Here is a 21,861-nt window from a genome sequence, read left to right as displayed (position 1 = left end):
TCACGATCCTTCCACGCAGGCCGCCAGCGTCACGATCGCGTCCGCGGTGGCCGACCAGTAGGTGCCGTCCCGCATCTCGGCGATGGCCGTGATGGTCTGGGAATCGGCCAGGCGAATCCGGGTATTGACCGCGGCGCGGCCGGCGCGCGGTCCCAGATGCAGCGTGACGACGTGCGGCTGCGGGTTCTTGTCGTTGAACACCGCGATGCGGTGGACGAAGTCGGTCTCGCTCATCGGGCTCTCGACGGTGACGGCGAGCGGCACGGTGTTGCCGTTCTCGACCAGCGGCGGCATGTCGAGGTGGATCCGCCCGGTCCGGATCGCCGCGCCTCCGGTGAAGCGGCGGATCGCCTCCACGGTCGCCTCCCGGGTCGGCCGGATGATCGCGGCTTTGCCAGGGCGCACCAGCGCAACGGTGAGCAGGCCGGCGCCCCCGGCGAGGATCGTGCGGCGGTCGAGCACGGCCGTCATGGCGTCGCGGATCCTCCCTTCAGGGTGACGAGGTAGGCGATCACGTCCTCGATCTCGCCCGCCTCCAGCACCGGCCGGTCGCGCCACGCGGCCGCGACCCGAATGCCGTCGGTCCGGTAATAGGAGGGCATCAGGGTCGCGGGGTTCAAGACGCGTCCGTCGACGAGACGCAGCCGCAACTGGCCTTCGGAGAGCCGCGCGCCGACCTCCGCGAGATCGGGCCCGAGATCGCCGGCCGGCGCCGTGCCGCCGAGGCCGGTATGGCAGAGCGGGCACAGGCCCTTGCGGGTGTCGGTGGCGATGGCCCGCCCGCGCGCGGCGTCGCCGGTGCGGCCCCCGAGCGGGTCGGGGATCGCGTCGCCGACGATGGTCGCGGGCGCGAGCGCCGTCTGGGACAGGGCGAGGAGCACGGCCAGCCCCCGCCTCACCCGAACACCGCGGCGGTGATGGTGCGGTACCACTCCTCGGCGTAGACCGCCTCCTTCTCGCGCACGGCGTCCGGCGCGTCGACCGGGCTGGTGCCCCCGGCGCCCTCGACGTCAGCCAGCACGCCGTTCGCCGGATGGTAGACCCCGGCGACCGAGATGCCGTAGCCGGGCGCGACCAGGCTGTAGCAGGTGTTGATCAGCTTCGGCGGCTCCGGCGTCCGCCCGGCCAGAAGATCGATCACCGCCTCGGCGCAGACCTTGGCCTGCGCGTTCGCCGCGAAGGCGGATTTCGGCATCGCCCCGGCGATGGCGGCGTCGCCGACGACGTGGATGCCCGCCACCAGCCGCGATTCGAAGGTGACGGGGTCGATCGGGCACCAGCCCGAGCGGTCGGCGACGCCGGCCGCGCTCGCGATGGGGGCTGCCCGCTGGGGCGGGATGATGCAGGCGACGTCGGCCTTGTACGTCTCGAAGTCGGTGGCGACCGTCATCGCCTTCACGTCGACCGAGGAGACCTGTCCTCCGGCGGCGAGCGGCACGTAGTCCAGGATGCCCGGATAGAGCGCCGCCCAGGCCTGCTGAAACAGCTTCTGCTTCGAAAAGGTGTCCTTGGCGTCGAGCACGATCAGCTTGGCGCGCGGTTTGCGGGTCTTGAGGTAGTGGGCGATCAGGCTCGCCCGCTCGTAGGGCCCGGGCGGGCAGCGATAGGGGTTGCCCGGCACCGCCAGCACCACCGTGCCGTTCTCGGGCATCGCGGCGAGCTTTCGGGCCAGCAATTCGGTCTGCGCGCCCGCCTTCCAGGCATGCGGCATCACCTCGGCGGCGGCCGCGTCGTAGCCCGATAGCGCGTCGAAGCGGAGCGCGATGCCGGGCGAGAGGATCAGCCGATCGTAATCGAGGCTGGTGCCGTCGGCGAGCCGGACCCGGCGCGCCGCCCCGTCGATCGCCTCGGCGCTGGTGCGGGCGAGCGTCACCCCGCTCGCCCGCAAGGCGTCGTAGCCGAAGGCCTGCGCCGACATCGGCCGCAGGCCCGCGATCACCTCGTTGCTGAACGGGCAGGCCCAGTAGGTCTCCGCCGGCTCGATGAGCGTGACGGCGTGGCCGGCCCGGTGCAGGACCCGCGCCGCGGTGGCGCCGCCGAAGCCGCCGCCGACCACGACGACGCGCCCGCGCGCGCCCTGCGCCAGGGCGGGACGGGGCAGGGCGGCGGCGGCGAGCCCCGCCAGCACCGCGCGACGGCCGAGTTTCGTCACTGGCCGCCTCCCGCGATCCAGGCGGCGATCGCCCGGCTCTCGTCGTCGGAAAAGCCCTTGGCGATGCGGTTCATCACCGTGGCCGGGCGGGCGCCCGACCGGAAGGCGGAAAGCGACGCCGCGATGTCCTCGGCCGAGTGGCCGGCAAGGCTCGGCACCGCCCCGCCGGGGGCGCCGTGGCAGCCCGAACAGGACGAGGCGCCCGGCGGCGAGGCCGCCGCCGGGGTGGTGGCGAGAAGGACGAGGAGGAGCGAGGCCCTCACGCGCGCTTCAGGTCCGTGTGGCGCGCCGGGATCTGGCGCACCCGCTTGCCGGTGGCGGCGAAGACCGCGTTGAGCACGGCGGGGGCCGCCACCGCGATCGTCGGCTCGCCGACGCCGCCGATGAAGCCGCCGGACGGCATCAGGATCGCCTCGACCTTCGGCATCTCGTCGAGGCGCAGGACGGGATAGGAATCGAAGTTGGTCTGCTCGATCCGCCCGTCCTTCACCGTGCACTCGCCGTAGAGCGCCGCCGACAGGCCGTACACGAAGGAGCCGGCGACCTGCGCCTCGATCTGCTGCGGGTTGATCGCCACGCCCGGATCGGTGGCGGCGACGATGCGGTGGACCTTGATCTTGCCGTCGTCGGCGACCGAGACCTCCGCGGCGGCGGCCACGTAGCTGCCGAAGCCCATGATCTGGGCGAGGCCCCGGTGCACGCCCGCGGCCGGCTTGGTGTCCCAGCCGATCCGCTCGGCCACCGCGTTCAGCACGGCGAGGTGCTTGGGGTGCTTCTCCATCAGCTTGCGCCGGAAGGCGAGCGGGTCCTTTCCTGCCGCGTGCGCCACCTCGTCGAGGAAGCATTCGAGGTAGATCGCGTTCGGGTTGGTGTTCACCCCGCGCCAGAAGCCCGGGATGATCGGCGGGTTGCGCATCGCGTGGTCGATGAGGAGGTTCGGGATCGTGTAGCCGATCGCGGCCTCCGCCCCGCCCGGGTTGAGCCCCTGGAACACCACCGGGTCCTTGCCGTCCGGCGCCAGCCGCCCCGGGATGATCCCGGCCAGGATCGACTGGCCGGAGATCCGCATGTGCAGGCCGGTGAGGTTGCCGGATTCGTCCAGCGCCGCGCGCATCCGGCATTGGGTGACCGGGTGGTAGCGGCCGTGGGTCATGTCCTCCTCGCGGGTCCAGATCAGCTTGACCGGGGTCCCGGGGAGTTCCTTCGCGATCAGGACCGCCTGTCGCACCCAGTCGTGGGTGGCGCCGCGCCGGCCGAAGCCGCCGCCGAGATGGATCTTGGTGACGTCGCATTGCCGCGCCGAGAGGCCGGCCGCCTCGGCCGTCGCGGCGAGCGCGGCCTCGCCGTTCTGGGTCGGGGTCCAGACCTCGCAGCGTTCCGGCGTCCAGCGCGCCGTGGCGTTCATCGGCTCCATCGTGGCGTGGTTCTGGAACGGGTAGGCGTAGGTCGCCTCGACCACCTTGGCCGCGCCCTTCAGCGCGGCGCCCGCGTCGCCGGCCTTGTTGCCGACGAAGGCCTCGGAGGCATCGAGCCCCTCCTTCAGCGTCTCGGCGATCGTCTCGCTCGACACCTTGGCGTTCGGGCCCTCGTCCCAGACGATCTGGAGCGCCTCGACGGCCTGCTTGGCGCGCCAGAACGTGTCGGCCACTACCGCCACCGCGCTGTCGCCGACCCGCACGACCTTGCGCACGCCGGGCATCTTTTCGACCGCCGCGGCGTCGACGCTCTTCACCGTGCCGCCGACGACTGGGCAGTCGCGGATCGCGGCGTTGAGCATGTCCGGCAGCTTGAGATCGATGCCGTAGACCTGCGAGCCGTCGGTCTTCTCCAGCGTGTCGAGGCGCTTCACCGGGTGGCCGGCGATGGTCCAGTCCTTCGGGTCCTTGAGCGGCACGTCCTTGGGCACCTCCATCCGTCCGGCGGCGGCCGCCACCTTGCCGAAGGTGGTGGAGCGGCCGGACGCCGGATGGTGGATCACGCCCTTCTCGACCCGACACTCGCCGGGCGAAACCTTCCACTCCGCGGCGGCGGCCGCGACCAGCATGGTGCGGGCGGCCGCGCCCCCCTGGCGCACGGCGACGTAGGATTCGCGGATGCCGCGGCTGCCGCCGGTGGAGAAATCGCCCCAGGCGCGGTTGCGGGCGAGGTTCTGGCCCGGGGTCGGGTATTCGGTGGTGACGCGGGCCCAGTCGCAGCCGAGCTCTTCGGCCACCAACTGGGCGAGGCCGGTGAGCGTGCCCTGGCCCATTTCCGAGCGGGCGATGCGGATCACCACGGTCTCGTCCGGGCGCACCACCACCCAGGCGTTGATCTCCGGGGTGGCGGTATCGGGTGCCGCGGCGGCGCCGGGCAGGTCGAAGCCGAGCGCGAGGCCGCCGGCCGCGGCGGCGGAGCCGGCGAGGAAGAAGCGGCGGGACAGGGCGGGGAAGGCGGTGTCGGTCATCAATGCCTCCCTCAGCCGCGGCCGGTCTCGCCGCCCTCGGCGGCGAGGGTGATGCCGGCGAGCACCCGGCTGTAGGTGCCGCAGCGACAGATATTGGTGATCTCCTGGCGGATCTCGGCCTCGCTGGGCTTACGGTTCTGCGCCAGCAGGGCGGCGGCCGCCATGATCATGCCCGACTGGCAGAAGCCGCATTGCGGTACGTCGAGCGCGGCCCAGGCCTTCTGCACCGGATGTGAACGATCGGGGCTCAAGCCCTCGATGGTGACGATCTTCTGTCCCGGCTCGACGCCGGAGACCGGCAGCGAGCAGGACCGCACCGCCTGCCCGTCGATATGGACCGTGCAGGCGCCGCACTGCGCGATGCCGCAGCCGTACTTGGTGCCGGTGAGACCGACCTGCTCGCGGATCACCCAGAGTAGCGGCGTGTCGGGCTCGGCCTCGACCTCGCGCACGGAGCCGTTCACGGTCAGGCGTATCATGGGCGCTTCCGTTCGGGTTGTCCGGCGCCGAGCGACGCCGTGGGGAGAGGGCAGCCGCGTGGGGCGCAGCCGGGGGCGTTGTCTCGCACCTTTTAGCGATAACAACTTCGCGGCGGCCGGCTGTGTCTGTCAATTGACGGATGCGCGAGCGGGGTGCGGTCAACCGTGGATCGCGTGCCTTCGCGGGCCGGGCCTGATAGTGTGGCAGGATCGTTTCACGCCGCGAGCAGCGTTTGACCCTCCACGTCACGCCCGACAGCCCGCTCCCCCGCCGCTTCACGGCCGGCGACCTGCGGCTGATGCTGGAATCCGGGATCCTGCGCGAGGACGAGCGGATCGAACTCCTGGACGGCGAGCTGGTCGAGATGGCGGCGAAGGGCTTCGCGCATGACGTCGTGAAGAACGCGCTGGTGCGCCGTCTCGTCCCGGCGCTCCCGGACACGATCTATCTCGGCATCGAAAGCACGCTCCAGCTTCGGCCGAACCTGCTGCTGGAGCCGGATCTTCTGCTCGCGCCGATGAGCGCCCTCAGCGCCTCGCCCGAGGGGTTCTGCACCATCCCGGGTTCCGAGATCCTGCTGGTGATCGAGGTGGCGGCCTCCAGCCTCGCCTACGATCGGGGCCGCAAGGCGGCGCTCTACGCGCGGCACGGGGTGCGGGAATACTGGGTGATCGACGCGCAGGAGCGGACGGCGAGCGTCCATCGCGAACCGGCGTCAGGGGGCTACCGGGACGTGGCGGAGCTGCCCCGGGACGCGATCCTGCAGCCGCGGGCGGACGGGCTCGCGGCGCTCAGCGTGCCGCTCGCGGCACTCGGCTGACGCGCCTCACGTCCGCTCCGCCACCGTCTTGCCGCCGTGCTTCTGGCGCAGGGCGTCGATCTGCTCCTCGGCCTGGCGGAAGGCGGCGAGGCTCGGGCCGGTCAGCTCGCGGGCGCTCGGCAGGCGGATCTTCATCGGGTCGACGAAACGGCCGTTGATCGCGACCTCGTAATGGACGTGCGGGCCGGTCGAGAGGCCGGTGGTGCCGACCGCGCCGATCACCTGGCCGAGGCGCACCCGGGCGCCGGGGGCGATGCCGCGGGCGATCCGGGCCATGTGGTTGTAGGCGGTGGTGTAGCCGTTGGCGTGCTGGATCTCGACCCGGTTGCCGTAGCCCGACCGGGCCCCGGCCGACACGATGGTGCCGTCGCCGGTCGCCATGATCGGGGTGCCGCGGGTCGCCGCCCAGTCGACGCCGTTATGGGGCCGCGAATAACCGAGGATCGGGTGCAGGCGCAGGCCGAAGGGCGAGGAGATCCGCCCCTCGGCGACCGGCCGGCGCATCAGGAATTTCTGGCTCGAGCGGCCGTTCGGGTCGAGGTAGTCGACCTCGGACGTGCCCGGCACCCGGTAGCGGTACAGGCCGTAGATCTCGTCGTGGACGCGCAGGCCCACGTAGAGCAGCTCGGGCCGGGCATCCTCGTCCTCGGTGAAGAACAGCTCGGCCCGGTCGCCCGCGCCGGTGCGCTGCTGGAGGTCGGTGGAGGTGGCGAGCGCCATCACCATCTCCTCGATGATCGGGCGCGGCACGCCGTTCTTGAGCGCGGTGCCGTAGAGGCTCTCGTACAGGGTGACGCCGGATTCCTCGTCGTCGTCCTGCGCGGCGCCCGGCCGGGGCGGGGCCACCGAGACGAAGCCGCCGCGGTCGTTGGCCGCCACGATCTCCTGGATGCCGTCCTCGCCGTAGAGGGTGACCCGGGCGATGCCGCGGCTCTCGCCGTTCCCGGCCTTCGCCACGTGGTCGCCCTCCGGCGCGATCAGGAGGCGGACGTGCTGACCCTCGGACAAATCGGTCCGCGCCCGCTCGCTCAGGGCCGCCGTCAGGGCGGCGAGCCGGGCCGGGCCGGCGCCGTTGCGCTTGAGGAGGTCGGCGAGGCTCTGGTCCTTGGCCAGCACCAGGTCGCGCTCCTCGAACAGGCGACGGCCGGCCTCCTCGCCCGCGGTCGCCGTCTCGGCGATCTCGGTTAGGTTCTCGGGCAGGATCCGCACCTCGATGTTGCGGAACCGCGCCTCCGGCCCGGCCTCGTCCGGGACGGCCGCCGGCCGCAGGGCGCGGGAGAGCAGGCCCTCGGCCGGGAAGGCCGGCGGCAGCGCGCCGTTGGCGAGGGTCTGGGTCTCGGCCACCATCGCGTCGACCTCGGCGTCCGACAGGGCCGGGGCATCCGCCTCCAGCGGCGCCTCGGCGAGCGGGCTGCGCACCAGGGTCACGGCGGTCTCGGCCGGGTCGGAATCGCCCTCCTGGGCCGGAGGCGCCTCGATCCGGGCGCCGCGCAGGGGATCGAAGGGCGGCACCGGCACGTCGGGCGCGCGCAAGGGGAGCTCGGTGGCGATCTGTACGTAGGAGTGGACGCGGATCACCTCGCGCTCGCCGGCGCGCTCGCTCATCGGCGCCTTGAAGGCGGTCTTGGCCGCCACGATCATCTCGTCGCGCACCAGCCGGTCGCCCTTGCGGGCCGCGTCGCCCGCGCCGCCGTCGCCGTGGGACGGCACCGCACGCTCCGGCGGCACCGGCACGATGCCGTCGACGGAGGCGAGCGATAGGGCGAGGCCGATGAGGCCGGCGCCGGCGACGGCGGTGAGCAGGCTGCCGGCGAGCCAGCGCAGGTTCAGCGCCTGGCGGGGGGGCGAGGCGGGACCGGAGAGGGAAGGGGCGTCGGCGAACACGGAGGACGAATCGGGCCTTGGCGGTGGGACCCGCCCTTGGCGCCGAAACCGTGACCGTTTTGAGACCCGGCCCGCGACCCTACTCGGCCGCCGCCCGGGGCGCGTAGCCCAGCCGCCCGTTCAGCTCGGCGATGAGCTCCGCCGCGGCTTCAGCGATCACGGTGCCGGGCGGGAAGATCGCCGAGGCGCCGGCCTGGCGGAGCGCCGCGAAGTCGCCCGGCGGGATCACGCCGCCGACCACGATCATCACGTCGGGGCGCCCCGCCTCGTCGAGGGCGCGCTTGAGTTCCGGCACCAGCGTCAGGTGGCCGGCGGCGAGCGACGAGACGCCGACGATGTGGACGTCGTTCTCCACCGCCTGGCGCGCCGCCTCCTCGGGGGTGGCGAAGAGCGGCCCGATATCGACGTCAAAGCCGAGATCGGCAAAGGCCGACGCGATGACCTTCTGGCCGCGATCGTGCCCGTCCTGGCCCATCTTGGCGACGAGGATGCGGGGACGGCGCCCGTCCGACTCCTCGAAGGCCTCGACCAGCCCGCGCACCCGCTCGACCGCCGCCGACATGCCGCCCATCTCCCGCTTGTAGACGCCCGAGATCGCCCGGATCTCGGCCCGGTGCCGGCCCCAGGCCCGCTCCAGGGCCTCCGAGATCTCGCCGACCGTGGCCTTGGCCCGCGCCGCCTCGACGGCGAGCGCGAGCAGGTTGCCGGAGCCCTTGGCCGCCTCGGTGAGCGCGGCGAGCCGCGCCTCGACCGCCTGCGCGTCGCGCTCGCCGCGCAGGCGCTTCAGCTTGTCGATCTGGAGCGTGCGGACGTTGCCGTTGTCGACGCGCAGGAGGTCGATCGCCCGGTCGCCGTCGGGCTTGAAACGGTTGACGCCGACGATGACCTGCTGGCCCGAATCGATCCGCGCCTGGGTGCGGGCCGCAGCCTCCTCGATGCGCAGCTTCGGGATGCCGGCCTCGATGGCCTTCGCCATGCCACCTAACGCTTCGACCTCGCGGATATGGGCCGAGGCCCGGGCGACGAGGTCCTGGGTCAGCCGCTCGACGTAGTAGGAGCCGCCCCACGGATCGATGATTCGGGTGGTGCCGCTCTCCTGCTGCAGGAAGAGCTGGGTGTTGCGGGCGATGCGGGCCGAGAAGTCGGTCGGCAGCGCCAGCGCCTCGTCGAGCGCGTTGGTGTGGAGCGACTGGGTGCCCCCTTGCGTCGCCGCCATCGCCTCCACGCAGGTCCGGGTGACGTTGTTGAACACGTCCTGGGCGGTGAGCGACCAGCCGCTCGTCTGCGAGTGGGTGCGCAAAGCCAGCGACTTGTCGGATTTCGGCGAGAAGTCCTTGACCAGGGAGGCCCAGAGCAGGCGTGCCGCCCGCATCTTGGCCACCTCCATGAAGAAGTTCATCCCGATCGCCCAGAAGAACGACAGGCGCGGGGCGAACTTGTCGATGTCGAGTCCCGCCGCCAGCCCGGCGCGGATGTACTCGACGCCGTCGGCGAGCGTGTAGGCGAGCTCGAGGTCCTGCGTCGCCCCTGCCTCCTGCATGTGGTAGCCGGAGATCGAGATCGAGTTGAACTTCGGCATGTTGGCCGAGGTGTAGGCGAAGATGTCCGAGATGATCCGCATCGACCCGGCCGGCGGGTAGATGTAGGTGTTGCGGACCATGAACTCCTTGAGGATGTCGTTCTGGATCGTGCCGGCGAGCTTTTCCGGGGCTACGCCCTGCTCCTCGGCGGCGACGATGTAGAGCGCCAGCACCGGCAGCACCGCGCCGTTCATCGTCATCGACACGGTCATCTCGTCGAGGGGGATCCCCGAGAAGAGCGTCCGCATGTCGTAGATCGAATCGATCGCGACGCCCGCCATGCCGACATCGCCCGAGACCCGCGGATGATCGGAATCGTAGCCGCGGTGGGTCGCGAGGTCGAAGGCGACCGACAGGCCCTTCTGCCCGGCCGCCAGGTTGCGGCGGTAGAAGGCGTTCGAATCCTCGGCCGTGGAGAAGCCGGCATATTGCCGGATCGTCCACGGCTGGGTCGCGTACATCGTCGGATAGGGCCCGCGCAGGAACGGCGCGATGCCCGGATAGGAGCCCGCGAGATCGAGGCCCTCCCGGTCCTGCGGGCCGTACGCCGCCTTCACCGGGATGCCCTCGGGCGTCATCCACGGCTCGGCGACCGACGCGGCGGCGCTCGCGGCCGCGGCCGGCGCGAAGGCGATTTCCGAGAAATCCGGGATGCGGGTCATCGGCCTGCGGCTCTCGTTGCTGGCGTTCCTTGACCGGGACTTATAGGCGCGGGTCCGCCCGCGGCCAATGGGCGGAAGGTCGAGGGACGACGCGCCTCAGCGCGCGTTTGGCGTGCGATCCTGGCGTCCCGTCACGCAGATCACCGCGAAAGCCGTCGTCAGCACGGCGACTGGCGCGAGGAACAGGAGCCAGGTGGTTTCGGGGGCTCATGAAGGTTCCGTAGGGGGACCGAGCATACCCTCGAAGTACGTTGCTGGTGCGGTGTCTGGACGACATTACACCCTCCACGTCTTCCTGGTTCCACGTCATCCCGGGGCTCGCGAAGCGAGAGCCCGGGATCCATAACCGCCAACATATCCAAACGAGGCGACCAGGGTTCCGCTTCATCCAGCATCGTCAGCGGTTATGGATCCCGGGTTCCGCTTCGCGGACCCAGGATGACGTAGAGGGATGTCACTGTCAGTGTCGATCGCGTACGGTCCTGCCGAAACCCGGATCGTCGCGCGGCAAGGCTGATAGAATGGCGTATTTCGTCTACATGATGTTGAGCCGGCGTCACGGGACCCTGTATATCGGTGTCACGAACAACCTTGCCAGACGGGTCTACGAGCACCGGACGAAGGCGCAAGACGGTTTCACGGCACGATACGATGTTGCGCGGCTGGTCTGGTACGAGGCCTACGAGAGCATCAACGAGGCGATCGCACGCGAGAAAGACTTGAAGCGGTGGCGCCGGGACTGGAAGCTCAAGTTGGTCGAGGATTTCAATCCGGGCTGGAGCGATCTGTATTCGACGTTGGCTGGCTTCTGAGATTGATCGGGTACCATGGCGGACGAGCCACGGCTCGTCTCACACCTTCCACGTCATCCTGGGGCTCGCGAAGCGAGAACCCGGGATCCATAACCGCCAACCTGTCCAAATGAGACGAACAGGGTTCCGCGTCATCCAGTATCGCCGGCGGTCATGGATCCCGGGTTCCGCTTCGCGGCCCCAGGATGACGCGGAGGGTGTCAGAGCGTCGGTCCGTCAACGGGACATCGACGCGGAATACTCCGCACGGCGTGTCTCAGCACACCTCACTCACTCACCCCCATCTTCTCGCGGGCCCGTGCCCGGGCCCAGTCCCGGCGCCGCTGGTCGGCCTTCGCGTCGGCGGCTTCCCGCTCCGCCGGGACGGTGGCGTAGAAGTCCGCGACCGCCGCGCCGCCATGGATGCGCTGGCCGCGCCCCGCCTCGTGCCGCAACCGCCAGCAGCCGAGCGCCTGGCGCTCGCCGTCGCTGCGGGCGCGGGTGCAGGCCTCCGCCCGGTTCTGGCGGGGAGACGCTTCGGTCGCGCTCGCGGGGACGATCGGCGAGAGCGGCGCTGCGAGGGCAAGGAGGGCGAGGAGGCAATGGGACAGCGACGGCTTGCGGAGCATTCCGGACCTTTCGTATGGGGAAGGCCTCGAGCCTAGAGACCCCGCCCCATGCCTGCAACCTTGCCGGGTCCTCCAGTCCCGGCGCCACTCGACGGTGACGCAAGGGCACCGGACAGCGCGGCGCGGCTCTGGGCGCCGCTCGCGCGCCTGTCCGCCCGGGATGCGTGCCTGGGAGAATGGGCGCGGGCGCGCGGCCCGGTGGCGGCGGGCGTCTACGAATTCCTGCGCTTCGGCGTGAAGCAGGGCTGGGCCTGCCTGTTCGGCGGGGCGCTGTGCGGGCTCCTGATCCTCACCCACTTGCTCTACCCGGCCGGCGCGCCGCTCGCCCGCTACGATTTTCTGACGCTCGCGGCGGTCGCCATCCAGGTCGCGATGCTGGCCTTCCGACTCGAGACCTGGGATGAGGCCAAGGTCATCCTGGTCTTCCACGTCGTCGGCACCGCCATGGAGCTGTTCAAGACCAGGATGGGCTCGTGGATCTATCCCGAGCCGAGCCTCCTGCGCCTGGGCGGCGTGCCGCTCTTCACGGGCTTCCTGTATGGCAGCGTCGGCTCCTACCTCGCCCGGGTCTGGCGCCTGTTCGACTTCCGCTTCACCCGCCACCCGCCGCTCTGGACGCTCGCGATCCTGTCGCTGGCGATCTACGCCAACTTCTTCACCCAGCACGTCGTCGCCGACCTGCGCCCCGTCCTGTTCGCGGCGGCCGCCCTCCTGTTCGGCCCGGCGGTGATCCACTTCAAGGTGTGGCGGGTCCACCGGCGGATGCCGCTCCTGCTGGGCCTCCTCCTCGTGACGCTGTTCATCTGGTTTGCCGAGAATATCGGCACGGCGACGCGGGGCTGGATCTACCCGCACCAGGCCGCCGGCTGGGCCGCGGTGTCGCCGCAGAAATTCGGCTCGTGGTTCCTCCTGATGATCATTTCCTACACCCTGGTCGCCGTCGTCAGCCGGCCCAGGCCCGTCGCGGCCGGCAGGGCGATTGACGCCGTGCCGGCCCGGCCCACTTGCCCTAGGGCAGGCCCCGCCCCGGCGAGGTCCATTACGGAGTGAGACAACCGGTGCCCGATCGCTTCCTGAGGATCGCCGTCGCGGCGGCCCTGGTGCTGCTCGCCCTCTTCGTGGCGCAGCCCTACGTGACGAGCCTCATGTTCTCGGCCGAGGCGCCGCGGGCGGTGACGGCGCGGGGCGACCTCGCCCCCGCTGAGGCCTCGACCGTGGCACTGTTCGAGCGTGCCGCCCCCTCGGTGGTCTACGTCTTCGCCAAGCCGCGCCAGGGCATGATCTCCTTCGATCCCGAGACCGGCGAGCGCCGGCAGGGCGGGGGCGAGCAGACCGGGTCGGGCTTCGTCTGGGACGCGGCCGGCCACGTCGTGACCAACAACCACGTCATCCAGGGCGGCGGCGAGATCCAGGTGCGGCTGTCGACCGGCGAGGTCGTGCCCGCGACGCTCGCCGGCACCGATCCGAACTACGACCTCGCGGTGCTCAAGCTCGGCCGGGTGACCGCCGCGCCGCCGCCGATCGCCATCGGCACCTCCGCCGACCTCAAGGTCGGGCAGTTCACCTACGCGATCGGCAACCCGTTCGGCCTCGACCACACCCTGACGACCGGCGTGGTCAGCGCCCTGCAGCGCCGGCTGCCGACCGCGGAGGGCCGCGAGCTCTCGGGCGTGATCCAGACCGACGCGGCGATCAACCCGGGCAATTCCGGCGGGCCGCTGCTCGATTCCGCCGGACGCCTGATCGGCGTCAACACGGCGATTTTCTCGCCCTCGGGCGCCAGCGCCGGCATCGGCTTCGCGATTCCCGTCGACGTGGTCAACCGCGTGGTGCCGAACCTGATCCGCACCGGCCGTACCCCGAGCCCGGGCATCGGCATCGTGGCGGCGAGCGAGGACGCGGCGGCGCGCCTCGGCATCGACGGCATCGTGGTAGTGCGGGTGCTGCCGGGCTCGCCCGCCGCCCAGGCCGGCCTGCAGGGCGTCGATTCGTCGAGCGGGGAGCTCGGCGACATCATCATGGGGGTGAACGGCCGCCCGGTGCGGCGCCTTGCCGACCTGACCGCGGCCCTCGAAGCGAGCGGCGTCGGCCGCGGCGTCGCGCTCCAGGTTGAGCGCGACGGGCGCGCGATCACCGTCACGGTCACCCCGGCCGACATGGGGCGGGGCCGGCGCTGAGCGGCCGTCCCCGCTCGCCTCGCGCGGGGCGGGGCGCTATCCTGGCGCCGACCCGTCGCCGAGCCTCGATCCCGTGACCGCACGTCTCCCCGCCGCCTTTGTGCTGGCTGCCCTCGTCATCGCCCCGGGCGTCCTCGCGCAGCCCGCCCTGGCCGGCGAGCGTGGCGCCCGCCCGGCGCGCCTGTGCCCGCAGGACGCGCCGCCCGGCGTGCGCCTGCCCGACCGGCCCGAATGCCGCGAGGCGCTCGACGCCGTGCGCGCCGGCGGCGCGCGGGGTTTCATCGATCTCGGCAACGGCACCTCGCTGCGCGTCAGCGGTCGCGCGGCCTACGAGTTCGGGGCGCGCACACGGTAGGCGGCCCCTGCGACCCGGGCGCGCCGGAACCCTCCGGGCCGCCCCGCATTCGCTCCTGGACCGAGACGGAGGGCGCGGGTGATGGGCGCGACGATCCTTGCGGCCTGCGAAGGCCGCCATTGGCGCTACGAGATCGCCGAGCACGCCGACGGCTACGTCGTGCGCATGCGCGACCTCGATACGGGCGACGTCGAGACCGAGGGCGTCACGGTGTTTCGCACCATGCCGGTGGCCTTCGCCTTCGCGGAGATGTCCGCCGCCTACGACCGGTTCACCGCCTCGACCGAGGACGAGCCCGACGACTTCGAGACCGCGACCGACTTCGCGGTGAGCGAGCGCGCCTTCTGCGACCTCAGCACGCTTTTGTGCGACGGCGGCGTCTCCGGCAGCCTGGTCCAGGCCTGGGAGCGCCGGCCGGCCGGGGGGCCGCGCCAGACGCTGCACTGACCCGTCCAGACCCGAGCCCGACCTGTCAGGACCCGAGCCGCGCCAGCACCGCGCGGGCCGCCCGCTCCCCGTCGAGCGTCGCGCCGCCCACCGTCATGGCGCCCCCGCCCGCCGCGGCCTCGCCGGCGAAGAACACCCGCTCGGCGAGGGGGACCTGCAGGGCCTCGCGGGCGGCAAGCCGGCCCGGCCGCGCGACGGAGTAGCTGCCCCGGCTGAACGGATCGGTCCACCACGCGGCGAGCCGCCCGCCCGACACGGCGCCCCGGATCTCGGCCCCGAACACGCTCGTCAGATGGTCTGTCGCCGCTGCGAGCGCGGCCGGCTCGCCGGCCTCGCACAGGGCGCGGGCGCCGTCGCCGCCGCAATGCAGCACCGCCAGCGGCCTGTCGAAGGGCCGCATCTCCAGGTAGGCGGTGAAGCCCGGCGTGCCGCTCGTCAGGATCACGGCGTCGCGAAGATCCTTCGCCTTGGCCGGGTCGAGGGCGAGGCCGATCTTGGTGTAGGCGCCCATCCCCAGCCCCGCCACGGCCGCGGCGGTCGACGCCGGCAGGTCCGGGGTGAAGCGCACGCTGCCCGCCGCCAGCACGCCGACCGGCACGGTGACGATCGCGCAGGCCGCCCGCAGGGTGCCGCCCGGCGTCTCGACCGCCACGCCCGGGCCGCGCCAGTCGATCCCCGTCGCCGGCATGCCGACGCGCACCGGCAGCTCGGCATAGTGGCGGGCGACGAGGGCGCCGTACCCGTCGACCCAGATGTCGTCGCCGGACCAGAGCTGGTCGTAATCCGCGGACGACACGCGGTCCGGCTCCTCGCCGAGGGTGAGGCGGGTGAGCCCGGTCGCGGCGGCCCGCACCGCCTCGTCCTCGCCCGCCACGGCCTGCGCCACCGCGCGGTCCGGCCCGGCCGGATGGTCGAGGAGGCCGCTGACCCGCCCGAAGCCGGCCCGGCGACGCCGCCGCTCGTCCTCGCTCGCGCGCACGCCGTCCTTGACCAGCACCGGCCAGGACCCGGTGGACTCGTCGCTCGTGCGCACGCCCGACGCCCGGACGATCTCCCGCCAGGGGTTGCGCTCGGCCCAGTGGACGTATTGCGCGCCGGCATCGAAGCTCCGCCCCGCGCCGAGGGCGGTCTCGGTGAAGGCGCGCCCGCCGATGCGCTCGCGCGCCTCCAGCACCACCACGCCGTGGCCGCTCCGGCGGATCGCCGCCGCCGCGGCGAGGCCGGCGGCACCGGCACCGATCACCACGACCTCCACCTCCGCGGCGGCGCGGGCCCTGGCGGAGGCGGCCAGCACGGCCGCGCCGGCCAGGAGGGAGCGACGCGACAGCGTCATCCCGGTTCTCCGAGTTCGTTCCTGTAAGAGTTTACCTCGGCGCGGCCGAAGCGCCGGCAAGCCTCTCGCGGCGAAATACCGCCCGGCCGGGCCGCAGCGCTTCCGCGTCCGGCCCCGTGCCGCTATGAGCGGCGCCATGCCGATCCGTCCCGCCCGCCCCGACGACGCCCCCGCCATCTGGTCGATCCTCGCGCCGGTGATCCGCGCCGGCGAGACCTACACGCTCGACCCGGAGATGGGCGAGGGGGAGGCCCTCGCCTACTGGATGGGGCCGGACAAGGAGACCTTCGTCGCTGAGGAGGCGGGCGAGGTCGTCGGCACCTACTACATGCGGGCCAACCAGGCCGGCGGCGGACGCCACGTCTGCAATTGCGGGTACATGACGCGGACGGGCGCGACGGGGCGCGGGATCGCCCGCCGGATGGCCGAGCATTCCCTCAGGCATGCCCGCGCCCGCGGCTACCGCGGCATGCAGTTCAACTTCGTCGTCAGCACCAACGAGCGGGCGGTGCGGCTGTGGCACTCACTTGGCTTCGAGACGGTCGGGCGTCTGCCTCTGGCGTTCCGGCACCCGATCCACGGGGATGTGGATGCGTTGGTGATGTTCCAGGCGCTGTGAGCGCGGTCTGGCCTCGATCCCTCACGCCCGCGCCGTGAAGGCCATCCGCCCCTGGTTGTGCCCGAGATTCCGCGGCATCCGTTCGGCGGTGAAGCCGGCCTCGTGCAGCCGGGCCAGCATCGCGGCCTCGTCGTAGCGCGTGAGCCCGAGCCGCCGACGCAAGCTCCGGTAATCCGATAGGACGGTGCGGACGAGGCCCAGCAGGGCCGCTGCCAAAAACCCCTCGCGCCGCGCGAAGGCGAGGAGGGCGGTCGCGTCGGCGGCGGCGCCGAGCTGCGGCGGGATCACGTCGGCGAGGACGAGGCGGCCGCCGGGCTTGAGCGCGCGGCGCCAGTCGCGCAGGCAGGCGGCGAGTTCCGCGTCGGTGAGGTACTGCGCCAGGGAGTTCGCCACCACGAGGTCGAGGCTCGCCGCGGGCAGGGCGGCGACGTCCTCGGGCGCCAGCACGGCGATCCGGGGTGAGCCGGCGAAGCGTCGGGCCAGGGCGTCGCGCCGGCGCGGGGAAGCGTCGCAGAGAAGGAGCCGGCCGCAGGCCTCGGCGATCCGATCGGCGAAAAGAGCCTCGCCGCAACCGTGGTCGAGGACGACGGCGCCCGGGTGCGGCACCATGGCGGCGATCTCGTCCGCGAGCCCGGCATAGTGCCGGGCCTTGTGGCGGGCGCTGACGTAGATCGGGGTGTCGCGGTCCCAGAACTCGCGCCAGGAGGAGACCACGCCGATCCTCCCGTTCCCGGCGCGACGCGGGTTTTAGCCGCCGATGAGCAGGACCGAGATCGCCCGGTCGATCGAGAGGTAGAACACCGCGAAGGCAACGACGGCGGCGAGCGCGAACTCGGCGGCGTCGTTGGGGAGCGCGCGCAGCTCGCGCAGGGTCTCGCGGCCGTAGACCGCGCCGAGCCAGGCCAGCGTCAGCACCACCGGCATCGCGAACAGGAACGACCAAGTGCTCTCGACGCGGGTCGCCATCGGGTCCATCAGCGCCCGGATGTTGCGCACCCACGGCGCCTGGATTGCGGCCGCGAGGGTCGTCACCCAGGCCAGGCCCACGGCGATGCCGAGATGGGTGGTGAAGGTGCGGTGCAGGCGCGAGAAGCTGTCGGTCGCGGCGTGGTCGATCACTGGGCAGGCCCCCGAATTCGCGGCCCCGCGACGATCGTTGGATCGTCGTCGCTCGAAGGCCCCGTGGACGGCCGGGAGAATCGGCCGCGAGTTCGGGTTTTTTGTGGCTGCGGCCGAAGCCGGCCGCAACCTTTTTCGAAGTTACGCGTTGCTACCCTTCGTGTCGCGCATGAGGCTGACGAACCGGTCGAACAGGTAGTGGCTGTCCTGCGGGCCCGGCGATGCCTCGGGGTGATGCTGCACCGAGAAGGCCGGACGGTCGGTGAGGGACAGGCCGCAATTCGAGCCGTCGAACAGCGAGACGTGGGTCTCGACGGCGTTCGAAGGCAGGCTCGACGGATCGACCGCGAAGCCGTGGTTCATCGAGACGATCTCGACCTTGCCGGTGGTGTGGTCCTTCACCGGGTGGTTCGCGCCGTGATGGCCCTGGCTCATCTTCACGGTGCGGCCGCCGAGCGCGAGGCCCATCAGCTGGTGCCCGAGGCAGATGCCGAAGGTCGGCACCTTCCGGTCGAGGAGGGCGCGGATCACCGGCACGGCGTACTCGCCGGTCGCCGCCGGGTCGCCCGGGCCGTTCGACAGGAAGACGCCGTCGGGCTTGAGCGCCAGCACCTCGTCGGCGGTGGCGGTGGCCGGCACCACGGTGACGTCGCAGCCGGCCTTGGCCAAGAGGCGCAGGATGTTGCGCTTCACGCCGTAATCGATCGCCACGACCTTCAGGCCCTCGCCCGCCGCCCGGTTGCCGTAGCCGGCCGGGTGCTGCCAGGAGGTCTCGCCCCAGGCCGTCGAGGCCTTGCTCGTCACCGGCGGCACGAGGTCGAGGCCCTCCATCGGCGGGAGCGCGGCGGCCTTGGCGGTCAAGGCCTCGCGGTCGAAGCGGCCGTCCGGGGCGTTGGCCAGGATGGCGTTCGGCATGCCGCGGTCGCGGATCAGCGCGGTCAGCGCCCGGGTGTCGACCCCGGTGATGCCGACGATGCCGCGGGCCTTCAGCCAGCCGTCGAGGTGGCTGGACGACCGCCAGTTCGACGGGTTGGTGACGGCGGATGCGATCACCGCGCCGCGCACGCCGGAGGCCGGCGCCGCGTCGAGGCTCTCGAGGTCCTCGTCGTTGGTGCCGACGTTGCCGATGTGGGGGAAGGTGAAGGTGACGATCTGCCCGGCATAGGACGGATCGGTCAGGATCTCCTGGTAGCCGGTCATCGCGGTGTTGAAGCAGACCTCGCCGGCGGCCTCGCCGGTGGCGCCGATGCCGAAACCCTCCAGGATCGTGCCGTCGGCGAGCACCAGGAGGGCGGTCGCGACGGGCTCGGCCCAGCCTTCGGGTTGCGCGGGGGCGGCCGCGTCGTCTTGCAGCATGATGTTGATCTCGCTTATGTCGCGGCCGGGTCCGGCCGACGGGCGCGGCCGGCTGTTTACGAGGCCGGCGGCGGCCCGGTCAATCTGGGGATGCTCCGGTATCCCCTCAAGCGCCTCGACTTTCAAGAGCCTTGCAGGAATCGTGCAAGTGCCTCGCCCCCCACGAGAACACCAGGAGACCGGCATGCTGCGCCAGCGCCTCACCGCCGAGATGAAGGACGCCATGAAGGGCGGCGACAAGGCGAAGCTCGCCACCGTCCGGCTGATCCAGGCCGCCTTGAAGGACAAGGACATCGAGGCCCGCGGCCTCGGCAAGGAGCCGCTGGCCGACGAGGAGATCTTCTCCCTGCTCCAGAAGATGATCAAGCAGCGCAACGAATCGGCGACGGTCTACGACCAGGGCGGTCGCCCCGAGCTCGCCGAGGGCGAGCGCGCCGAGGCCGCGATCATCGCCCAGTTCCTGCCCCAGCAGATGGACGAGGACGAGACCCGCGCGGCGATCCAGGCCGCCATCGCCGAGACCGGCGCCGCCTCGCAGAAGGACATGGGCAAGGTCATCGCCGCCCTGAAAGCCGCCTATGCCGGCCGGATGGACTTCGCCAAGGCGAGCGCCCTGGTGAAGGGGATGCTGTCCTGACACGGTCCGGGCCCCCGGCGAAGGGGGCCCTTCCCGGACGGGCCGGTATGTCGGCCACCGGGCAACCGTTGCGCGACATCCCGGCGGCAACGCACCGTTCGGTCGCGTCCCGACGCTTCTCAAGGTTCTCACAATTCAAGCTATAACATTGGAGTATGACCCTGCGATATTTAGAGCTTTATTAGGGAAGTTCGCGTCATCTTCGGTCTTGTCGACGTGAAGCCCGGCGGCTTCCGGCATTCAGGAGGTCGCGGTGCGTTCGTTGTTGTCCATCCGGGCCCAGGTGCTCGGGATCGCCCTGGCCCTCGGTGCGATCGTCGGCGCGATGACGCTCGACGGGGTGCTCCAGGCCTGGAGCGGCTACCGCAACGCCCATACCGTCGCCGCCGCGGCGAAGCTCGACCAGCGCATCCTCGAGGCGATGCAGGCGTTCCGCTCGGAGCGCGGCGACACCGCCGCCACCCTTGGCCTGTCGGGCGAGCAGGTCGGGGCGATGCGCAAGGTCATCGACGGCCATCGCGGCCGTGTCGACGCCGCGATCGGGACGCTCCTCGCCGCGCCGGCCGACCTCGCCGTGCCGGGCCTCGCCGGGGCGCTGAAGGACCTCGAATCCGGCTACAACGACCAGCTCGCCGTGCGGCGCATGGCCGACGAGGCCTACGGCCTCGACGCGGGCGCCCGCGACAAGGCCCTGGCCCCGCGGGTGCTGCAGACCGGCGACGCGGTGCTGGCCCGGCTCGAGCGGGTCTCCGCCGCGCTGGAGCGCCAGATGGCCCACCTCGACCCCGCGACCCGGGGGCTGACCACTGCCAAGAACAACGCCTGGTCGACCCGGGCCACCGCCGGATCGCTCGCCGTGATGGTCAACACCGTCCTGTCGAGCCAGAAGCCGATGACGAGCGAGCAGGGCGATGCCGCACAGGTCCTGCGCGGCCGCTACGAGGCGACGTGGAGGCTCGTCGAGGCCGCGACCGGCGAGATGCCGCCGCGTATCGCCGCCGCCGTCGCGACGGCGCAGGCGGTCTACTTCACGCCCGAGGTGACGGCGGCGCTCCAGCGCAACCTGCGCGCCTTCACGCCGGGCGCCGAGCCCGCCATGTCCCTGCCCGAGTGGCAGAAATTCGTCACCCCGAAGCTCAACACCATCGTCGCGGTGGCGAACGAGGCCCTGGCCCTCGGGGTCGAGGCGGCCGATGCCTCGGCCGAGGCGGCGCAACGCCGGCTGTTCGTCAACGCGGCCCTGTTCGGGGCGGCGCTCCTGCTCGTGGCCCTGAGCTGCGCGGTGGCGCAGTTCGGCATCGTCAAGCCGATCCGCCGCATGACGCAGGCGATGCAGTCCCTGGCGGACGGCGACGCCGCCGTGACGGTGCCGGCGCTGGGACGCCGCGACGAGATCGGCGCGATGGCCGCCACCGTGCAGGTGTTCCGCGACAACCTGATCCGGACCCGGGCCCTGGAGGAGGAGACGGCGCTCGCCCGCGCCTCGGCAGAGGAGCAGCGCCGGGCCGGCATGCGCCAGATGGCCGATGCCTTCGAGCACGCCGTCGGCGGCATCGTCGGCCAGGTCGCGGCCTCCGCAACCGAGCTCCAGGCCACCGCCGCGGTGATGACCGAGGGCGCCACCCGGACCGCCGGACGCTCCACCGCCGTCGCGACCGCCGCCGGCCAGACCGCCGAGAATGTCGGCACGGTGGCGACCGCCGCCGAGGAGCTGGGCGCCTCGGTCGGCGAGATCAGCCGTCAGGTCTCGGGCTCGGCCGCGCTCGCCCGCACTGCCGTCGACGAGGCCGCGGGCACCGCCGGGCACATGCGCGAGCTGAGCGAGGCGGTGTCGCGGATCGGCGACGTGGTCGGGCTGATCTCCTCGATCGCCGCCCAGACCAACCTGCTGGCGCTCAACGCCACCATCGAGGCGGCACGCGCAGGCGCGGCCGGCCGCGGTTTCGCCGTGGTGGCGGCGGAGGTGAAGGAACTCGCCGGCCAGACCGCGAAGGCCACCGAGGAGATCACCGGCCAGATCGGCCGCATCCAGGGCAAGACCGGCGACGCGGTGACGGCGATCGACGCGATCACCGGCCGGATCGCCGAGATCGACCGGGTGTCGGTCGGGATCGCCACGGCGGTCGACCAGCAGGGGGCGGCGACCCGCGAGATCGTCCGCAACGTGGCGGAGGCCGCCACCGGCACCCACGCCGTCACGGACACGATCACCGCGGTGGCGAGCGCGGCCGAGGAGACCGGCGCCGCGGCGTCCCAGGTACTCGCGGCCTCCTCCGAACTGTCGCGGCAATCCGAGCAGCTCTCGGCCGAGGTTGCCCGCTTCCTCGCCACGGTCCGGGCGGCCTGACGGCCGCGCCGGGCGGCCGGTCCGCCCCCC

Annotated in this window: 22 protein-coding genes; 9 read left to right on the top strand and 13 right to left on the bottom strand. The window is 72.1% G+C overall.

Annotated features, from left to right (window positions below; genetic code table 11):
• From HPY23_RS15340 to HPY23_RS15315, 6 genes are read right to left on the bottom strand one after another with little or no spacing between them, the layout of a single operon-like run.
• Window positions 1-471, bottom strand: a complete 471-nt coding sequence (locus tag HPY23_RS15340) for a SoxY-related AACIE arm protein (protein ID WP_060848710.1) — start codon at window positions 469-471, stop codon at window positions 1-3.
• The gene (gene soxX / locus HPY23_RS15335) at window positions 468-899 is read right to left on the bottom strand and encodes a sulfur oxidation c-type cytochrome SoxX (protein WP_091884535.1); all 432 of its coding nucleotides are present in this window, start codon (window positions 897-899) and stop codon (window positions 468-470) included. The genes HPY23_RS15340 and soxX overlap by 4 nt, the downstream gene beginning before the upstream one ends.
• Entirely contained in the window at window positions 896-2,152 is a 1,257-nt protein-coding gene (locus tag HPY23_RS15330; protein WP_091884533.1) for an NAD(P)/FAD-dependent oxidoreductase, read from the bottom strand. The genes soxX and HPY23_RS15330 overlap by 4 nt, the downstream gene beginning before the upstream one ends.
• Complete coding sequence (locus HPY23_RS15325) at window positions 2,149-2,415, bottom strand: c-type cytochrome (RefSeq protein WP_091884530.1); 267 nt, start codon at window positions 2,413-2,415, stop codon at window positions 2,149-2,151. The genes HPY23_RS15330 and HPY23_RS15325 overlap by 4 nt, the downstream gene beginning before the upstream one ends.
• Window positions 2,412-4,595, bottom strand: a complete 2,184-nt coding sequence (locus HPY23_RS15320; RefSeq protein ID WP_091884526.1) for a xanthine dehydrogenase family protein molybdopterin-binding subunit — start codon at window positions 4,593-4,595, stop codon at window positions 2,412-2,414. The genes HPY23_RS15325 and HPY23_RS15320 overlap by 4 nt, the downstream gene beginning before the upstream one ends.
• An 11-nt stretch (window positions 4,596-4,606) precedes the next feature.
• On the bottom strand, window positions 4,607-5,074 hold the full coding sequence (locus tag HPY23_RS15315; RefSeq protein WP_091884523.1) for a (2Fe-2S)-binding protein: 468 nt from the start codon (window positions 5,072-5,074) through the stop codon (window positions 4,607-4,609).
• A 233-nt stretch (window positions 5,075-5,307) separates the two neighbouring features.
• Between HPY23_RS15315 and HPY23_RS15310 the strand changes: the two genes are divergently transcribed.
• Complete coding sequence (locus tag HPY23_RS15310; RefSeq protein ID WP_091884522.1) at window positions 5,308-5,895, top strand: Uma2 family endonuclease; 588 nt, start codon at window positions 5,308-5,310, stop codon at window positions 5,893-5,895.
• A 6-nt stretch (window positions 5,896-5,901) separates the two neighbouring features.
• On the opposite strand, the gene HPY23_RS15305 is transcribed toward HPY23_RS15310, so the two are convergent.
• Window positions 5,902-7,779, bottom strand: a complete 1,878-nt coding sequence (locus HPY23_RS15305; RefSeq protein ID WP_091884519.1) for a M23 family metallopeptidase — start codon at window positions 7,777-7,779, stop codon at window positions 5,902-5,904.
• A gap of 79 nt (window positions 7,780-7,858) precedes the next feature.
• Window positions 7,859-10,021, bottom strand: a complete 2,163-nt coding sequence (gene scpA, locus HPY23_RS15300) for a methylmalonyl-CoA mutase (protein ID WP_060848718.1) — start codon at window positions 10,019-10,021, stop codon at window positions 7,859-7,861.
• 521 nt (window positions 10,022-10,542) lie between these two features.
• On the opposite strand from scpA, the gene HPY23_RS15295 reads away from it, so the two are divergent.
• Entirely contained in the window at window positions 10,543-10,833 is a 291-nt protein-coding gene (locus HPY23_RS15295) for a GIY-YIG nuclease family protein (protein WP_091884516.1), read from the top strand.
• Between the two features lie 266 nt (window positions 10,834-11,099).
• On the opposite strand, the gene HPY23_RS15290 is transcribed toward HPY23_RS15295, so the two are convergent.
• On the bottom strand, window positions 11,100-11,441 hold the full coding sequence (locus tag HPY23_RS15290; protein WP_060848720.1) for a hypothetical protein: 342 nt from the start codon (window positions 11,439-11,441) through the stop codon (window positions 11,100-11,102).
• Between the two features lie 48 nt (window positions 11,442-11,489).
• Between HPY23_RS15290 and HPY23_RS15285 the strand changes: the two genes are divergently transcribed.
• From HPY23_RS15285 to HPY23_RS15270, 4 genes are all read left to right on the top strand, one after another.
• Window positions 11,490-12,491: a DUF817 domain-containing protein gene (locus HPY23_RS15285; protein WP_091884513.1), complete on the top strand. Its 1,002-nt coding sequence runs from the start codon at window positions 11,490-11,492 to the stop codon at window positions 12,489-12,491.
• Between the two features lie 8 nt (window positions 12,492-12,499).
• Window positions 12,500-13,618: a S1C family serine protease gene (locus HPY23_RS15280; protein ID WP_060848722.1), complete on the top strand. Its 1,119-nt coding sequence runs from the start codon at window positions 12,500-12,502 to the stop codon at window positions 13,616-13,618.
• A 73-nt stretch (window positions 13,619-13,691) separates the two neighbouring features.
• Window positions 13,692-13,973 carry a hypothetical protein gene (locus HPY23_RS15275; RefSeq protein WP_244537521.1) on the top strand — a complete coding sequence of 94 codons (282 nt, stop codon included), beginning with the start codon at window positions 13,692-13,694 and terminating at the stop codon, window positions 13,971-13,973.
• An 81-nt stretch (window positions 13,974-14,054) separates the two neighbouring features.
• Window positions 14,055-14,420, top strand: coding sequence for a hypothetical protein (locus tag HPY23_RS15270; RefSeq protein WP_060848723.1), 366 nt, complete (start codon window positions 14,055-14,057; stop codon window positions 14,418-14,420).
• 25 nt (window positions 14,421-14,445) lie between these two features.
• Here HPY23_RS15270 and HPY23_RS15265 read toward each other — a convergent pair whose 3' ends face one another.
• On the bottom strand, window positions 14,446-15,753 hold the full coding sequence (locus HPY23_RS15265) for a flavin monoamine oxidase family protein (RefSeq protein ID WP_091884508.1): 1,308 nt from the start codon (window positions 15,751-15,753) through the stop codon (window positions 14,446-14,448).
• A 136-nt stretch (window positions 15,754-15,889) separates the two neighbouring features.
• Here HPY23_RS15265 and HPY23_RS15260 point away from each other — a divergent pair, with 136 nt between their 5' ends.
• Window positions 15,890-16,372 carry a GNAT family N-acetyltransferase gene (locus HPY23_RS15260; protein ID WP_091884504.1) on the top strand — a complete coding sequence of 161 codons (483 nt, stop codon included), beginning with the start codon at window positions 15,890-15,892 and terminating at the stop codon, window positions 16,370-16,372.
• A gap of 21 nt (window positions 16,373-16,393) precedes the next feature.
• Here HPY23_RS15260 and HPY23_RS15255 read toward each other — a convergent pair whose 3' ends face one another.
• The 3 genes from HPY23_RS15255 to carA all read right to left on the bottom strand — a co-directional run bounded on the left by HPY23_RS15255 (window position 16,394) and on the right by carA (window position 18,847).
• On the bottom strand, window positions 16,394-17,086 hold the full coding sequence (locus HPY23_RS15255) for a class I SAM-dependent methyltransferase (protein WP_091884500.1): 693 nt from the start codon (window positions 17,084-17,086) through the stop codon (window positions 16,394-16,396).
• Between the two features lie 33 nt (window positions 17,087-17,119).
• A complete protein-coding gene (locus tag HPY23_RS15250) occupies window positions 17,120-17,491 on the bottom strand; it encodes a hypothetical protein (RefSeq protein WP_060848727.1) in 372 nt (123 codons plus the stop codon).
• Between the two features lie 141 nt (window positions 17,492-17,632).
• Complete coding sequence (gene carA / locus HPY23_RS15245) at window positions 17,633-18,847, bottom strand: glutamine-hydrolyzing carbamoyl-phosphate synthase small subunit (RefSeq protein ID WP_060848728.1); 1,215 nt, start codon at window positions 18,845-18,847, stop codon at window positions 17,633-17,635.
• A 184-nt stretch (window positions 18,848-19,031) separates the two neighbouring features.
• On the opposite strand from carA, the gene HPY23_RS15240 reads away from it, so the two are divergent.
• On the top strand, window positions 19,032-19,484 hold the full coding sequence (locus HPY23_RS15240; protein WP_091884497.1) for a GatB/YqeY domain-containing protein: 453 nt from the start codon (window positions 19,032-19,034) through the stop codon (window positions 19,482-19,484).
• Between the two features lie 253 nt (window positions 19,485-19,737).
• Window positions 19,738-21,831 (top strand): methyl-accepting chemotaxis protein, encoded by a 2,094-nt coding sequence (locus HPY23_RS15235; protein WP_200601846.1) that lies wholly within the window; start codon window positions 19,738-19,740, stop codon window positions 21,829-21,831.
• Window positions 21,832-21,861: the final 30 nt, after the last annotated feature.

The organism is Methylobacterium ajmalii (genome assembly GCF_016613415.1).
GTDB lineage: Bacteria > Pseudomonadota > Alphaproteobacteria > Rhizobiales > Beijerinckiaceae > Methylobacterium > Methylobacterium ajmalii.
The sequence above is the reverse complement of the archived record's forward strand: the minus strand, read 5'-3'. Positions and strand labels throughout refer to the sequence as shown.

Excerpts from the sequence above, each read along its gene's own strand:
- HPY23_RS15340 (WP_060848710.1), bottom strand. The coding sequence starts at position 471 with ATGACGGCCGTGCTCGACCGCCGCACGATCCTCGCCGGGGGCGCCGGC.
- HPY23_RS15320 (WP_091884526.1), bottom strand. The coding sequence starts at position 4,595 with ATGACCGACACCGCCTTCCCCGCCCTGTCCCGCCGCTTCTTCCTCGCC.
- HPY23_RS15315 (WP_091884523.1), bottom strand. The coding sequence starts at position 5,074 with ATGATACGCCTGACCGTGAACGGCTCCGTGCGCGAGGTCGAGGCCGAG.
- scpA (WP_060848718.1), bottom strand. The coding sequence starts at position 10,021 with ATGACCCGCATCCCGGATTTCTCGGAAATCGCCTTCGCGCCGGCCGCG.
- HPY23_RS15295 (WP_091884516.1), top strand. The coding sequence starts at position 10,543 with ATGGCGTATTTCGTCTACATGATGTTGAGCCGGCGTCACGGGACCCTG.
- HPY23_RS15290 (WP_060848720.1), bottom strand. The coding sequence starts at position 11,441 with ATGCTCCGCAAGCCGTCGCTGTCCCATTGCCTCCTCGCCCTCCTTGCC.
- HPY23_RS15285 (WP_091884513.1), top strand. The coding sequence starts at position 11,490 with ATGCCTGCAACCTTGCCGGGTCCTCCAGTCCCGGCGCCACTCGACGGT.
- HPY23_RS15270 (WP_060848723.1), top strand. The coding sequence starts at position 14,055 with ATGGGCGCGACGATCCTTGCGGCCTGCGAAGGCCGCCATTGGCGCTAC.
- HPY23_RS15265 (WP_091884508.1), bottom strand. The coding sequence starts at position 15,753 with ATGACGCTGTCGCGTCGCTCCCTCCTGGCCGGCGCGGCCGTGCTGGCC.
- HPY23_RS15260 (WP_091884504.1), top strand. The coding sequence starts at position 15,890 with ATGCCGATCCGTCCCGCCCGCCCCGACGACGCCCCCGCCATCTGGTCG.
- carA (WP_060848728.1), bottom strand. The coding sequence starts at position 18,847 with ATGCTGCAAGACGACGCGGCCGCCCCCGCGCAACCCGAAGGCTGGGCC.
- HPY23_RS15240 (WP_091884497.1), top strand. The coding sequence starts at position 19,032 with ATGCTGCGCCAGCGCCTCACCGCCGAGATGAAGGACGCCATGAAGGGC.